Annotated in this window: 9 protein-coding genes; 6 read left to right on the top strand and 3 right to left on the bottom strand. The window is 60.3% G+C overall.

What is annotated here, in order from left to right:
* The first annotated feature begins 76 nt into the window (after positions 1–76).
* The 5 genes from nuoM (at position 77) to G5380_RS00645 (ending at position 7,378) form a co-directional block, all read left to right on the top strand.
* A complete protein-coding gene (nuoM, locus tag G5380_RS00665; RefSeq protein ID WP_416245898.1) occupies positions 77–1,621 on the top strand; it encodes an NADH-quinone oxidoreductase subunit M in 1,545 nt (514 codons plus the stop codon).
* The gene (nuoN, locus tag G5380_RS00660) at positions 1,618–3,081 is read left to right on the top strand and encodes an NADH-quinone oxidoreductase subunit NuoN (RefSeq protein WP_227340747.1); all 1,464 of its coding nucleotides are present in this window, start codon (positions 1,618–1,620) and stop codon (positions 3,079–3,081) included. Before nuoM ends, nuoN begins: the two co-directional genes overlap by 4 nt.
* A 181-nt stretch (positions 3,082–3,262) precedes the next feature.
* Positions 3,263–4,387 (top strand): FIST signal transduction protein, encoded by a 1,125-nt coding sequence (locus G5380_RS00655; protein WP_216962189.1) that lies wholly within the window; start codon positions 3,263–3,265, stop codon positions 4,385–4,387.
* Between the two features lie 2 nt (positions 4,388–4,389).
* Entirely contained in the window at positions 4,390–5,820 is a 1,431-nt protein-coding gene (locus G5380_RS00650; RefSeq protein ID WP_421221516.1) for an HD domain-containing phosphohydrolase, read from the top strand.
* A gap of 16 nt (positions 5,821–5,836) precedes the next feature.
* The gene (locus G5380_RS00645) at positions 5,837–7,378 is read left to right on the top strand and encodes an HD domain-containing phosphohydrolase (protein ID WP_254203392.1); all 1,542 of its coding nucleotides are present in this window, start codon (positions 5,837–5,839) and stop codon (positions 7,376–7,378) included.
* 72 nt (positions 7,379–7,450) lie between these two features.
* On the opposite strand, the gene purL is transcribed toward G5380_RS00645, so the two are convergent.
* Entirely contained in the window at positions 7,451–11,386 is a 3,936-nt protein-coding gene (purL, locus tag G5380_RS00640; protein WP_421352195.1) for a phosphoribosylformylglycinamidine synthase, read from the bottom strand.
* A gap of 149 nt (positions 11,387–11,535) precedes the next feature.
* On the opposite strand from purL, the gene mltF reads away from it, so the two are divergent.
* A complete protein-coding gene (gene mltF / locus G5380_RS00635) occupies positions 11,536–13,020 on the top strand; it encodes a membrane-bound lytic murein transglycosylase MltF (protein ID WP_266133867.1) in 1,485 nt (494 codons plus the stop codon).
* A gap of 372 nt (positions 13,021–13,392) precedes the next feature.
* Here mltF and G5380_RS00630 read toward each other — a convergent pair whose 3' ends face one another.
* Both G5380_RS00630 and der read right to left on the bottom strand, forming a co-directional pair.
* On the bottom strand, positions 13,393–13,617 hold the full coding sequence (locus G5380_RS00630) for a zinc ribbon domain-containing protein (RefSeq protein ID WP_227340752.1): 225 nt from the start codon (positions 13,615–13,617) through the stop codon (positions 13,393–13,395).
* Positions 13,618–13,741: 124 nt separating this feature from the next.
* Positions 13,742–15,238 (bottom strand): ribosome biogenesis GTPase Der, encoded by a 1,497-nt coding sequence (der, locus tag G5380_RS00625; protein WP_005333794.1) that lies wholly within the window; start codon positions 15,236–15,238, stop codon positions 13,742–13,744.
* Between the last annotated feature and the right edge of the window lie 43 nt (positions 15,239–15,281).

The raw sequence follows: 15,281 nt of genomic DNA, 5'->3' as shown, positions 1-15,281 counted from the left end.
ATACAGCCAGGCTGTTTGCTCTCCCTGATGGAACAGGGAGCGCAATCTCATATGAACTTGAACGAGAGCTGATACCGTGACCTTACTCTGGATCTTGCTAATTCCTTTTATCGGCGGCTTGCTCTGCTGGCAGATGGAGCGTCTCGGCGGGCAGTTTGTCCGCTGGGTAGCCCTGCTCTCCATGAGCGCCAGCCTGCTGCTCTCCTGTGCCATCTGGCTAAGTGGTGACTTCTCCCTTGCCACCACGGGTCTCGACAGCGCGGGCGTCACCGGTGCTGCCTCCGCCTGGGCCGCCGAGTGGCGCCTGCCGTGGATCCCCCGCTTTGGCATCTCTTTGCATCTGGCGGTGGATGGTTTGTCGCTCCTGATGGTGATCCTCACCTGCTTTATCGGGGTGCTGGCCATCCTCTGTTCGTGGAAAGAGATCGTGCAGCGCATCGGCTTCTTCCACCTCAACCTGCTCTGGATCCTGGGTGGCGTGCTCGGCGTCTTTATGGCGCTGGATCTGTTCCTCTTCTTCTTCTTCTGGGAGATGATGCTGGTTCCCATGTACTTCCTGATTGCGCTCTGGGGCCATTCGGTCACTGACGGCAAATCACGGATCAACGCTGCAACCAAGTTCTTCATCTACACCCAGGTTTCGGGCCTTATCATGCTGGTGGCCATCATCGGGCTGGTGCTGACCCACCAGCATGCCACCGGTGTCTTCACCTTCAACTATCTGGAGCTGCTCAATACCCCGATGAGCAAGGGCGTTCAGTGGCTGCTGATGCTGGGCTTCTTTATCGCCTTCGCGGTCAAGATGCCGCTGGTACCGCTGCACGGCTGGCTGCCGGATGCCCACAGCCAGGCGCCGACCGCAGGTTCGGTGGATCTCGCCGGTATTTTGCTCAAAACCGCCGCCTACGGTCTGCTGCGTTTTGCCTTGCCGCTCTTCCCCGAAGCGTCCGCCGAATTTGCTCCATACGCCATGGTGCTTGGCCTGATCGGTATCGTCTACGGCGCCATCGTGGCCTTTGCCCAGACCGACATCAAACGGCTGGTGGCCTACACCAGCATCTCCCACATGGGCTTTGTGATGATCGCCATCTACTCGGGTAGCGAAGTGGCCCTGCAGGGTGCGGTGGTGCAGATGATCGCCCACGGTCTCTCCGCTGCCGGCCTCTTTATCCTCTGCGGTCAGCTCTACGAGCGGTTGCACACTCGGGATCTGCGCCTGATGGGCGGCCTGTGGGGGCGCCTGCGCTATCTGCCCGGTGTGATGCTCTTCTTCTCGGTAGCGTCGCTCGGCATGCCGGGCACCGGCAACTTCGTCGGCGAATTCCTGATCCTGGTCGGCAGCTTCCAGGTTGCCCCGGTTATCACGGCAGTTGCCACCTTCGGTCTGGTGCTGGCCTCGGTCTACTCCCTTATCATGTTGCAGCGCGCCTGCTTTGGCCCCGCCAATGATGAGAGCATGCTCAAGGGGCTTGATCGCCGTGAACTGACCATGATGATGGTGATCGCGGGCCTGCTGGTACTGCTTGGCCTCTATCCCCAACCCGTGATTGATACCGCCAGCAGCAGCCTTATCAACGTGCTGCACTGGTATCTGCTGCCGACTGCTGGAGCCCTGCAATGACTTTCTCCGCTTCCCAACTGCTGGCACTGCTTCCCCTGCTGTTGACCACCGGGGCCATGGCGGCCCTGATGCTGGCCATCGCCTGGCGCCGCTGTGTCACCACCGCCTTTACCGTGACCATTGTTGGCCTCAACCTTGCTCTGTTCTCGCTGCCCATCGTGATGGCGCAAGGGGATCAGGGGGTCACCCCGCTGCTGCAAGTGGACAGTTACGCCGTCTTCTACATGGGACTGGTGCTCATCGGCGCCCTGGCCACCTGCACCTTCGGCCAATCCTGGCTGAAAGCCTACCCGGACAACCGGGAGGAGTTCTTCCTGCTGCTGCTGATCGCCACTGCCGGTGGTCTGGTGCTGGCCTGCTCCCGTCACCTCGCCTCTCTCTTTATCGGGATCGAGATGCTGACCCTGCCGATGTTCGGTCTGGTGGGTTACGCCTACCGCGAGCGCCACTCGCTGGAAGCCGCGGTGAAATACATGGTGCTCTCTGCCGCCGCCACCGCCTTCCTGTTGTTTGGCATGGCACTGCTCTATGCGCAGGCAGGCAGCCTGAGCTTTGCAGCCCTGGGGCAGACTCTGGCCGAGAGCCCGGCTCACCATCCACTGCTGATGGGCGGTTTGGGGTTAATGCTGGTCGGCTTTGCCTTTAAACTCTCCCTGGCCCCCTTCCACCTCTGGACCCCGGATGTCTACGAAGGTGCCCCGGCACCGGTGGCCACCTTCCTCGCCACCGTCAGCAAGGTGGCGGTCTTTGCCGTGCTGCTGCGCTTCTATCTGGCGGTACCGGCGGCGAGCGATCCCATGATCCACTGGCTGCTGGCAGCCATGGCGGTCATCTCCATCCTGGTCGGCAACCTGCTGGCCCTGGTGCAGACCAACGTCAAACGGATGCTGGGTTACTCCTCCATCTCCCACTTCGGTTACCTGCTGGCGGTGATCGTGGCGAGCCGATTCGGCCAGATGCCGGTGGAAGCAGCCGGGGTCTACCTGCTGATGTATCTGTTCACCAGCCTGGGTGCCTTTGGGGTGGTGAGCATGATGTCGAGCCCCTATCGCGGCAAGGATGCCGACTCCCTGCACAGCTATCGCGGTCTGTTCTGGAAGCGCCCCTATCTGACTGCCGTACTGACGGTGATGATGTTGTCCCTCGCGGGCATCCCGATGACCCTCGGCTTTATCGGCAAGTTCTACCTCATCGGCGTCACCGTCGAGGCGCAGCTCTGGTGGCTCTCCGGCGCCATCGTGCTCGGCAGCGCACTGGGTCTCTACTACTACCTCAAGGTGATGGTGACCCTCTATCTGCGCGAACCGGGCATGCAGCAGCGCGATGCCAGCGCCGACTGGGCGCTCTCCTCCGGTGGTGTGGTGGTACTGCTCTCTGCCGCCCTGGTGGTGTTGCTGGGGCTCTATCCCCAGCCGGTCATCAGTCTGGTACAAGGGTTCCAGCAGGTGGTGTTGCAGTAACCCGGCTCATTTCCCTTCAAAACCGGCCCATGTGGCCGGTTTCTTTTTTATGTGGATTGCCTGCTGGCAGAGACCCTTTTGTGTTGGCATCTCACACCCCGTGCAGCCGTTGGTCTCGTCCGGTATTCATCCAACCCCCTTGCTGATATATTGATGACTGGCAGGAATGGAGTTCCGAGCGATGATGCAGCCTACTTTTCATCAATTTGATGCGCATCCACTGGCCGATGCATTGCTTCCCTATGAGGGGCAACGACTCGATGTGTTGCTAGCCGAGCGGGATGCCGCACGCGTTGCCGATCTGCAGCAGCAGTGTCAGCGCCTCAACATTCAACTCTGCGGCGCCATCTTTCCACGCCTTGTCAGTCGGCACGGTTTCCACGAAAGGGGGGCTTGGCTGTTGCCCCGACCAGCATCCCACAATCCTCTGCTGCTCTCGCTCTCCCCTACAGCCAGTGCCGATACACTGGCCGATATCATCTGCGAGCAGTTGGCGTCCCGACTGGCAGAATGGCCGGACACCGAGAAGGTTCCCACCCTCTTTCTCACCTTTGACGCCATGCTCCCCAATATTGCAACCCTGCTCGAGGGGATCTATCTAAGGCTGGCGGACAGGGTCAACTATGCGGGTGTCAATGCAGGTAGCGGCCAGTTCACAGCCATGCCCTGCCTGTTTGACACCCAGAGATTGCTGGGGCATGGGGTCAGCTGTGCACTGCTCTCCCCCCACAGTCCCCCCTTGCTGGAGCACGGCTATCAACTCACTGCCCAGCCCATGCTCGCCACCAGCAGTGAAGGCAACAAGATCTCCTTTATCGACTGGGAGCCGGCTTTTAGCCGCTATCAATCCCTGATCCGGCAACAGTTCCAGCAAAACCTCACACCAGAGCAGTTCTATCGGTACGGTGTACATTTGCCCTTGGGGTTGCTGCGAGCCAATGGCGATGTGATCGTGCGGATCCCGGTCGCCGTTACCGACGACGGTGCCCTGCTCTGCGTCGGAGAGGTGCCTGACCACAGTATTCTCACACTGCTGAAAGCCCCGGAAAGCCCCACAGAGCACGCTGTCGAACTGGCCGAAAAGCTCGGCCGGCACGGTACACCCGAGCGCCTCGAGATCTATTACTGCGCCGGCCGTCAGCAGCACTTCGGCGAACAGAGCACCCTGGAGCTGGAGACCCTCTTTAGCCACAGCGGAGCCCACGAGCTGGTCGGGGCCCTCTCTCTTGGCGAGATAGGAAGTGTAAGGCCGGGGGATTACCCGCTCTTTCACAACGGTGCCATCCTCTGTCTCAGCGAGGGTTAGCAATGAATAACGATCACGCCATGGCCATTGTCTGCGATCTCGCCCTCTGCATCGGTCGGGAGGTCACACTCGATGCCCTGCTCACCAAGGTGGTGCAGCGCTTTATGTTTCACTGTGCCACACCGGTTGGTGTGGTATTGCAGCAGCAACGGGAAGGATATGAGCTGCTCAAGGTCATTGGTGATGATCAGCTATCCCGGCACAGTGGCTCGCTGCTCTCCTTGCCTGCCTGGATTGTTGAAGGTGACCAATGTGCGCTGCAAACGACCTTGCCTCTCCCCGGTGGCCGACCGTACCACTTTGCCTATCGGCTCAGGGTTGACGGGGGATATCTCATCTTGCTGCTGGCCCCCCAACCCCAGCAGCACACAGTGCCGGTCTGCCATCTGTTCAGCCCGGTGCTCGGTAATCTGGCGCGCGCCATCCAGTTGTGCAAGGACAGCGAACAGCTCGCCAGGCGCCAGCAAGCCGAGCTGGTCGACATGCAGCGCCTCAACGAATCCCTGCTCAAGGCCATTCCCATCCCGGTGTTCTACAAGGATGTCGAAGGGCGCTTTCTCAGCTGCAACCCGGCCTTTACCCAGGTCACCGGGATCAGCAAGGCCGAGCTGCAGGGGAAGCGGGTGGACGAAATCCTGCCCCCGGAGATGGCGGACGAATATACCCAAAGGGACATGGAGGTGCTGCGCAGCAGGCAGCCGCAATATTTTGAACACACGCTGTTTGATCGCAGCGGCCACCGCTACCAGGTGCTCAACTTCAAGGATCTCTTCTATGACCATCAGGGCGAGGTGGCTGGAATCATAGGGGCACTGGTCGACATCACCCATATCAAGGAAAGCGAGCTGCGCCAGCGCACCCTGCTGTTTCAGACCATCGCGGCCCTCTCCTCCGCGATTGCCCACAAAGATCCGGTCACGGCAGGACACGAACGGCGCGTGCATGATCTCGCGCTGGCTATAGGTCAACAGCTGCAACTGCCGCAAGAGCAGCTGGATGGATTGGGTCTTGCGGCCATGGTGCATAACATCGGCCTGCTGCAGATCCCGGCGGAGATCCTCACACGCCCGCGGGAACTGAGGCCGGTTGAGTTCGAACTGATCAAACAGCATCCGGACACTGGCCGCGAGATCCTGCAACAGATTGACTTCCCCTGGCCCATCACCACCATAGTGATGCAGCACCATGAAAATCTCGATGGTAGCGGCTACCCACAAGGGCTACAGGGGGATGCGATCTCGCTGGAGGCGAGGATTATACGGGTCGCCGACTCCCTGGCCGCCATGACGGCCCACCGTCCGTTCCGGCGCGCCCTCTCTCTCACCGATGCGTTCGCCGAGCTGACGCGCTATGCCGGTGTGCATTACGACGAACAGGTGGTCGATGCCTGTTTCGCCGTCTGGCAAGCGGGCTACCGCTTTACTACCACCTGACTCTGGTTGCACCAAGATGATGTTAAAAGATCTACCGCCATCCATTCAGCCACCGGGCGTCAGCTCTCACCCCACCGCAGCCCTGCTCCATCAGGTGATGGAACAGCTGCCCTATCGCGTCCTGTTGAAAGATACCCGTTCACACTTCATCGCCTGCAACCGACTGCTGGCCGACGATCTGGCCCTCACCCCGGCCGAACTGGTTGGCAAGTGCGATGCCGATTTTTTCCCGGCCGAGCTGGCCCAACGCTACCGGGATGACGATCTCCAGGTCATGGCCAGCGGCACAACCCGGCATCACGAAGAACCCTATCTGAAAGGGGGTGAAGACCGCTGGCTCAGTACCACCAAGTTTCCCCTGTACGATGAGCTGGGCAAGGTGATCGGTGTCGCTGTCTTTTTCGAAGATATCACCGACCAGAAACAGCAGCAGGAGCGTCTCCAGCAATATACCTGGACGCTGGAAGCAATAACCCGCGCCCACCATGCCATGCTCAAGCAGGGGGATGAACAGACACTACTGCAGGAGATCTGTGATGCCATCACTTTCGATGGCCGTTTTCCCCTGGTGACCGTACTGCAGACCGCTGATCAGAACAGAGTACAGATCCTGGCGCAGGCAGGTCAGGCCGTCTGGTTTGCCAGCGATAACTGGCTCACCCGGGACGCAGCCCTGATCAGTGCAATCAGTTCAGGCGAGATGCGCAACGAAGCACTTGGCACCGAACTGGTCCACCACTCCGCCACCTTGAGGGGACGGCTGCTGCTGCCATTGCAGTGGCAAGCCACTGTGCCAGGCGGACTGCTTATTCACAGCACGCAGGCCAGAGCCTTCACCGATGAGGAGGTGCATCTCTTCAACGGACTGGCCGACTACCTGACCTATGGCCTGCAGGCACGTCGAACCCAGCAGGCCTATCTTGCCGCCCAGCGTGAAAAAGCCATGCATGCCCGCCAACTGGAGCTGGCCCTGGAGGATGCGCTGGGAGCCATCGCTGCCGTGCTGGAACAACGCGATCCCTACACCGCCGGACACCAGAAGCATGTCGCTACCCTGGCGCTGGCCATCGGCCGAGAACTGGGGTTGGGTGATAAACCGCTACGCGGTCTCTATCTGGGCGCCATGGTGCACGATATCGGCAAAATCCAGGTCCCTGTCGAGATCCTCACCAAACCGGGCAAACTGACCCCCCAGGAGTTCAATCTGGTCAAGGAGCATCCGACAGCGGGTTATCTGGTGCTCAAGGATATCGCCCTGCCCTGGCCCATAGCCCGGATGATCCACCAGCACCACGAGTATCTCGACGGTTCCGGCTATCCATCAGGGTTAAAAGGCGAGCAGATCCTGCTGGAAGCGCGCATTCTCACGGTCGCCGATATAGTGGAGTCCATGTCATCGGATCGTCCCTACCGTGCTGCCCTGGGGATTGCGCAGGCCCGAACCCATATCATGGCCATGCGGGGAGTCCAGCTGGATGAAGCCGTGGTCGATGCCTGTCTGCGTATTCTGGATCGGGGAGAGTTTACCCCTCATGAACTTGGCCACGGCCAAACCTGATCGACAGAGCCCATATTGAAAAACCGGCCAAATTTGGCCGGTTTCTGTTTTTATGCGCTGGCGCAGTCGCGATTAACCCAGACGAACCCGGGCGTTGCGGAACATCCGCATCCAGGCGCCGTCCTCACCCCAGTTGTCGGGGTGCCAGGAGTTGGCCACGGTGCGGAACACCCGCTCCGGGTGCGGCATCATGATGGTGGCGCGACCATCGGTGGTGGTCACGGCGGTGATACCATCCGGCGAGCCATTCGGGTTGGCCGGGTAACGCGAGGTCACACTGCCGCGGTTGTCGACAAAGCGCAGTCCTACCAGACCGCTCTGCTGCAGTGCGTTCAGGTGAGCGGCATCGCGCACCTCGACACGCCCTTCCCCGTGGGAGACGGCAATCGGCATCACCGAGCCTGCCATGCCGGCGAAGAAGGCCGACGGGGACTCCTGCACCTGCACCAGGCTGAAGCGGGCTTCGAAGCGCTCGGAGCGGTTGCGCACAAAGCGCGGCCAGAGATCGGCACCCGGGATAAGGTCTCGCAGGTTGGACATCATCTGGCAACCGTTGCAGACACCCAGAGAGAGGGTATCGCCACGCTCGAAGAAGCGCTGGAACTGCTCGCGGGCGTTGTCATTGAACAGGATGGACTTGGCCCAGCCTTCACCGGCACCCAACACGTCACCGTAGGAGAAACCGCCACAGGCCACCAGGGTCTGGAACTCCTCCAGCTTGATGCGACCGGAGAGAATGTCGCTCATATGGACATCGACCGCCGCGAAACCGGCACGATCGAACGCCGCCGCCATCTCCACATGGGAGTTGACTCCCTGCTCGCGCAGCACCGCCAGACGGGGGGAGACCCCACGGGCGATATAGGGAGCAGCCACATCCTCGGACGGGTTGTAAGTCAGCTTGGCATGCAGACCCGGATCGGTGGCGTCCTGACGAGCGGCATGCTCACTGTCGGCGCACTCAGGGTTGTCACGCAGACGCTGCATCTGCCAGCTGGTTTCGCCCCAAATGGTGCGCAGCGCAGTGCGGCTGGCACGATAGACCTCCTGACCAGCGCGCTGCAGGGTGATGAGATCCCCTTCGCGCACAGTGCCGAGCACATGAGAGCAGGCAGCCAGACCGTGACCAGCCAGCAGGGTCATCACCGCCTCTTTATCTTCGCGGCGCACCTGAATGACGGCGCCCAGCTCCTCGTTAAACAGCGCAGGCAGCAGCTCTCCACCGATGCGATCGAGCTGGATGTCGAGACCGCAGTGACCGGCAAACGCCATCTCGGTCAGGGTCACGAACAGGCCGCCGTCAGAACGGTCGTGATAGGCGATCAGCTTGCGATCGGCCACCAATGCCTGAATGGCGTTGAAGAAGCCCTTGAGCTGGACCGGGTTGTCGAGATCCGGCGCCTTGTCACCCAACTGGCGATAGACCTGCGCCAACGCAGATGCGCCGAGGCGCTGCTTGCCATTGCCAAGGTCGATGAGGATAAGGTCGGTCTCACCGAGATCGGTACGCAGCTGCGGAGTAACCGTGTTGCGCACATCCTCGACCCGGGCAAATGCCGAGATGAGCAGGGAGAGCGGCGAAGTGACGCTGTGCTCCTTGCCATCCTGCTGCCATCGGGTCTTCATGGACATGGAGTCCTTGCCCACCGGAATGGTGATGCCAAGGGCCGGGCAGAGCTCCTCGCCCACCGCCTTGACCGCCTCATAGAGGCCGGCATCTTCACCCGGGTGACCGGCGGCGGCCATCCAGTTGGCGGAGAGCTTGACCCGCTTGAGGGAACCGATGTGAGCCGGTGCCAGGTTGGTAAGTGCTTCCGCCACCGCCATACGGGCGGAGGCGGCGTGGGAGAGCAGCGCCACCGGGGTGCGCTCGCCCATGGACATGGCTTCGCCGTGGTAGCTGTCGTAGGTGGCCGCGGTGACGGCGCAGTCAGCCACCGGGATCTGCCAGGGGCCAACCATCTGGTCGCGGTTGACCAAGCCAGTCACGCTGCGATCGCCGATGGTGATGAGGAAGGACTTCTCCGCCACGGTGGGCAGACGCAGCACCCGCTCGGCAGCCTCGCCCAATGTGATGCCATCGAGTTGGAGCGCTTTGCCTTGTGCAGGCAGGGTCACCACATCGCGATGCATCTTGGGGGTCTTGCCCAGCAGCACGTCCAGCGGCAAATCGATGGGGTGGTTGTCAAAATGCTGATCGGAGAGCGTCAGGTGCTTCTCTTCGGTAGCGGTACCGATGACGGCATAGGGTGCGCGCTCGCGCTCGCACAGCGCCTTGAACAGCGGCAGCTTCTCCCTGGCCACCGCCAGCACGTAACGCTCCTGGGATTCGTTGCACCAGATCTCCAGCGGGCTCATGCCCGGCTCGTCGTTCGGAATGGCGCGCAAATCGAAGCGCCCGCCGCGATCGCCATCACTCACCAACTCCGGCATGGCGTTGGAGAGACCGCCCGCCCCCACGTCGTGGATGAAGACGATGGGGTTGTCGTCCCCCAGTTGCCAGCAGCGGTCAATCACCTCCTGACAGCGGCGCTCCATCTCGGGGTTGTCACGTTGCACCGAGGCAAAATCGAGATCTTCGGCCGACTGGCCGGAAGCCATGGAGGAAGCTGCGCCGCCGCCCAGACCGATGTTCATCGCCGGGCCACCCAGCACGATGAGGGCCGCCCCGACCGGGATCTCCCCTTTCTGGACGTGCTCGGAGCGGATATTGCCGATACCGCCCGCCAGCATGATGGGTTTGTGGTAGCCACGTACCTCGACGCCGTTGTGGCCCGGCACCTCCTCTTCGAAGGTACGGAAGTAACCGAGAATGGCCGGACGGCCGAACTCGTTGTTGAAGGCGGCGCCGCCGAGCGGCCCCTCCTGCATGATGTCAAACGCGCTGACGATGCGGCTCGGCTTGCCAAAATCCTGCTCCCAGGGCTGCTCAAAGCCGGGGATGCGCAGGTTGGAGACGGAGAAACCGACCAGACCCGCCTTGGGCTTGGCACCGCGACCGGTGGCACCCTCGTCGCGGATCTCGCCGCCTGAGCCGGTGGCTGCCCCCGGGAAGGGGGAGATGGCGGTCGGGTGGTTGTGGGTCTCCACCTTCATCAGGATGTCGACTTGCTCCTGATGATACTGGTACTCGCCGCTGGCCGGGCTCGGGAAGAAGCGGCCACCCTGGCTCCCTTCCATCACGGCGGCGTTGTCTTTATAAGCAGAGAGGACATGATCCGGCGTCTGCTCGAAGGTGTTCTTGATCATCTTGAACAGCGACTTGGGCTGCTGCTCACCATCGATGGTCCAGTCGGCGTTGAAGATCTTGTGGCGACAGTGCTCGGAGTTCGCCTGGGCGAACATATAGAGCTCGATGTCGTTGGGGTTGCGACCCAACTTGGTGAAGTTCTCCACCAGATAGTCGATTTCGTCGTCGGCCAGCGCCAGGCCGAGCGCCACGTTGGCTTCGGCCAAGGCTGTGCGACCACCGCCCAGCACATCCACCAGGGTGAAGGGGCGCGGCTCGTGGTGAGCAAACAGGGCGGCAGCTTCGCTCATCTCGGCAAACACCACTTCCATCATCCGATCATGGAGCACGGCGGCAATGGCGCTGCGCTGGGCGGCGCTCAGCTCACCCTGCCCCTTGATGGTCAGGTAATAGGCAATACCACGCTCCAGCCGCTTGACCTGTTTCAGGCCGCAGTTGTGGGCGATGTCGGTTGCTTTGGAAGACCAGGGGGAGATAGTGCCGGGGCGGGGGGTAACAAGAAACAGCTGACCGCTGGGGGTGTGTTCGGGGATGGTCGGGCCGTAGCGCAAGAGCTGGCCCAAGGTCGCTCGCTCGGGGGGAGAGAGGGGGCTTGTCAGCTCGGCAAAGTGCACATACTCGGCATAGACATCCTCTATCTCTACTCCGCTCTCTACTCCGCTCTCTACTCCACTCTCGTTTCTCATCTGTGCGAAGCGTTGCAGCAGTTTTTGGACACGAAAATCAGACAGTGCTGGGGCACCACGCAAGATATCCATATGACCTTTCTCACCAAGTTTTAAAGTGGGGGGGAATTGAGACGCGCGTATTATAGGGATCTGGCTCACAGCGGACAAACGTTTTTCTCACTTCGAGCAGTGTGACTCTGCGCACACTCTCTGGTATAAAGGTGCCTCTTTTTTGACAAATGCCGATTTTTTCAACAAAGGTACTCACCTACTTGCGCTGCATTTTTCGACTGTTTATCGGGCTGTTGTTGACGCTGACGCTGGTTGGCTGCGACTTCTATAGCCCCTCCAGCCAGCTGGAGCAGATCCGCCAGCGAGGCGAGATCCGGGTTGGCACCATCTATGGTCCCACCTCTTATTACCAGCGTGACGACCTCGCCCAGGGGTTCGATTACGAGCTGGCACAAAATTATGCCGACTGGCTGGGGGTGACACTCACCATCATCCCGGTCAACACCACTGACGAACTGGTTACACTGCTGAAAAAGGGCAAAGTCGATCTGGCGGCAGCCGCCATCATGGTCACACCGGAACGTCGCGAGCTGTTTCGCTTCGGTCCGGGCTTCTACCAGGTCTCCCCCAAGCTGGTCTACCGTAACGGCAAGCCCAAGCCGGCCTCGTTGAACGACATAAAAGGCAAGCTGATGGTGGCCGCAGGCTCCACCGGGGAAGACCTACTCAAAGAGATGAGCAAAGAGAATCCGAAACTAGCCTGGAGCACCAGCCACAACGCCGATGTGGAGGAGCTGCTCAAGCAGGTGGTGGATGGCAAGATTGACTACACGGTGGTGCAGGATACCGTACTGGCACGCAGTCAGCGCTACTACCCCGAGCTCACCGAAGGGCTGACCCTGGCCCAGAAGCAGACTGTTGCCTGGGCCATGAGCAAGCTGCCCGATGACAGCCTCTACGCCAGCGTCATCGACTTTTTCGGTCAGCGATTTATGGATGGTGCCATCGCAAAGCTGGACGAGAAGTACTTCGGCCACGTGCAGAACTTCGACTTTGTCGATACCCGCACCTTCCTCAAGCGCGCCAAGAGTCTGCTGCCCAAGTACCAGCCGCTGTTCCAGACTCACGCCAAGAATATCGACTGGCGTCTGCTCGCCGCCATCAGCTATCAGGAGTCCCACTGGGACCCGCAGGCCCGCTCCTACACCGGCGTGCGCGGCATGATGATGCTGACCGAGCCCACCGCTAAGGCGATGGGGGTCAACAACCGGCTTCATCCGGAAGAGAGCATTAAGGGTGGCTCCCTCTATCTGCAACAGATGATGGAGAAGGTGCCGGATTCGGTGCCCGATGACGAGAAGGTGTGGTTTGCCCTCACCGCCTACAACATCGGTTACGGCCACATGATGGATGCCCGCCGCCTGACCAAAGAGCTCGGCAAGAATCCCGACGCCTGGAGCGACGTCAAGGATGTGCTGCCTCTGCTGCAGCAAGCACGCTGGCATCGCAAGGTGCGCTACGGTTATGCCCGCGGCAGCGAAGCTCGCAACTATGTCAACAACGTGCGTCAGTACTACCAGAGCCTGCTCTGGCTCGATAACGAGCAACAGAAGGCCCACCAGCGGGAGAGTCTCGACAACGACAGCGAGCCGGAGATCGCCGAGCGCCCGACTATCATCGCCGAAGTGGTCAATCAGATCACCATGCGCTAACCAGCCATTATTCGGCTGTCTTCACACAAACTTCTCTGTTACCATCGATTCACATCGGAGCCTATCCGAAATCGCATTGTTTTCATTATGTTGAGAGATTAAATAACAGCAATTTCGGATGGGCTCCATCAATGACCCAAGGCCGGGACGGCCACCTGAGTTGGGAGGAGACCAAGATGCAAAAACGTAGAAAAATCAGTCTGGTCAGAAAAGCGAAGTGCAGCTGGAGCCCCAGACGCAAACTCAAGCTTAATGACATCAAGCGCAACCTGTGGCGCAGAAATCGATCCTATACCCTGCTTATTGCAGAGCACACAGCATAAACCCGGCATTCGCCGGGTTTTTTATCTTCTTTCTCACCTGAATATCGTCTTAAACCAGCTCAGCCTTGAACTGTACCGTCCGCTTGGAGATCAGCGAGTTGCAGTGGTTGCAGAAGTAATCCACCGCACCACACGCCTTGAGCCGCTCCAGCTCCATATGGCAGGTGGGACAGAGCGCGGTGACCCGCACAATGGCCTGGCACTGACCACAGGTTTGCTCCTTGCTGCGGGTATCCAGTTCAGCCTGGCATGATGGACAAAGCAGAGCTTCCATAGTCGACTCCTCATAAAGTGAACCTGCGATAGGCTTGCCCATGGCGGGTTCCCCTCCCCGCCAGACATTACGCCACTGCAGGGGGAATAACAGAGCGGCTGCCGGTGAGGGCAGCCGCCAGGGCTTATTTCTTCTTCATTTTCAGCAGCCGTTTGCGCTGACGTTCCTGACTCAGGGTCATGGTGTTCTTCTTCCCTTCAAACGGGTTGACCGACTCCTGGAACTCGACCCGGATCGGCGAGCCCATGATCTTGAGGGACTTGCGGAAATAGTTGATCAGATACCGCTTGTAGGAGTCCGGCAAGTCGTTCAGCTGGTTGCCGTGGATCACGATGCGTGGCGGGTTGTAGCCACCGGCGTGAGCATACTTGAGTTTGACGCGGCGACCATTGACCATCGGCGGCTGGTGATCTTCCTGCGCCATCTGCATAATGCGGGTCAGCATCGCCGTGCTGGTACGACGGGTGGCGGACTGGTAAGCCTCCTGAATGGATTCAAACAGGTGGCCGACGCCGCTGCCGTGCAGGGCGGAGATGAAGTGGACGCGAGCGAAGTCGATGAAGCCCAAGCGACGATCCAGCTCGTTCTTCACATCCTCTTTCACCTTCTGATCCAGACCATCCCACTTGTTCACCACCAGCACCACGGAGCGGCCGGCGTGGAGCACATAGCCGAGGATGCTCAAGTCCTGATCGGTGATGGTCTCCTGGGCGTCGATCACCAGCAGGCAGACGTTGGCATCTTCAATGGCTTTGAGGGTTTTGATAACGGAGAACTTCTCCACCGTCTCATGTACCTTGCCACGACGACGCACACCAGCGGTGTCGATGACCACATACTTCTGCTCGTCACGCTCCATCGGAATGTAAACGGAGTCACGGGTGGTGCCGGGCATGTCATAGACGATGACCCGATCTTCACCCAGCATGCGGTTGGTCAGGGTAGATTTACCGACGTTGGGACGACCGACGATGGCGAACTTGATGGGCAGGTCGGCGAACGGGGTCTCCTTGGTGTCCTCTTTGGTATCGAGTTCACCGGCAGCCACCATGCGCAGCAGGGCTTCTTCGTCGAAGTCCTCCTCTTCCTCATCCTGCGCATCTTCATCGGTAGCGGAGTCGACCAGGGTCTCCAGATGGGGGGCCAGCGCCAGTTCCAGCAGGCTCAGCACGCCACGACCGTGGGCGGCCGCGATCTGGTAAACCTCGCCCAGCGCCAGACCGTAGAACTCGGAGACCGCGGAATCACCGTCGATACCGTCGGTCTTGTTGGCCACCAGAAATACCTTCTTGTGGGCCTTGCGCAAGTGCTCGGCGATGGCTTGATCCGCCGCGGTCAGACCGGCACGGGCATCCACCATGAACAGCACGACGTCCGCTTCTTCGATGGCCAGCAGGGATTGCTCGGCCATCTTCAGCTCGATCCCCTCTTCGGTGCCATCGATACCGCCGGTATCGACCACGATAAATTCCAGCTCGCCCAACTTCGCCTGACCGTATTTACGGTCCCGGGTCAGACCGGGAAAATCGGCAACCAGGGCATCCCGAGTACGGGTCAAGCGGTTAAACAGGGTGGATTTCCCCACGTTGGGGCGGCCCACCAGGGCTACTACAGGAGTCATAAAAGCCTCATTCTCAAGACGACAAAGGCTCCGGGTCCGAAGA

Origin of the sequence: Aeromonas sp. 604443 (assembly GCF_049170315.1) — a bacterium.
Classification (GTDB): domain Bacteria; phylum Pseudomonadota; class Gammaproteobacteria; order Enterobacterales; family Aeromonadaceae; genus Aeromonas; species Aeromonas veronii_A.
Note: the sequence above shows the minus strand (reverse complement) of the source record. Positions and strands in the feature narration are given on the sequence as shown.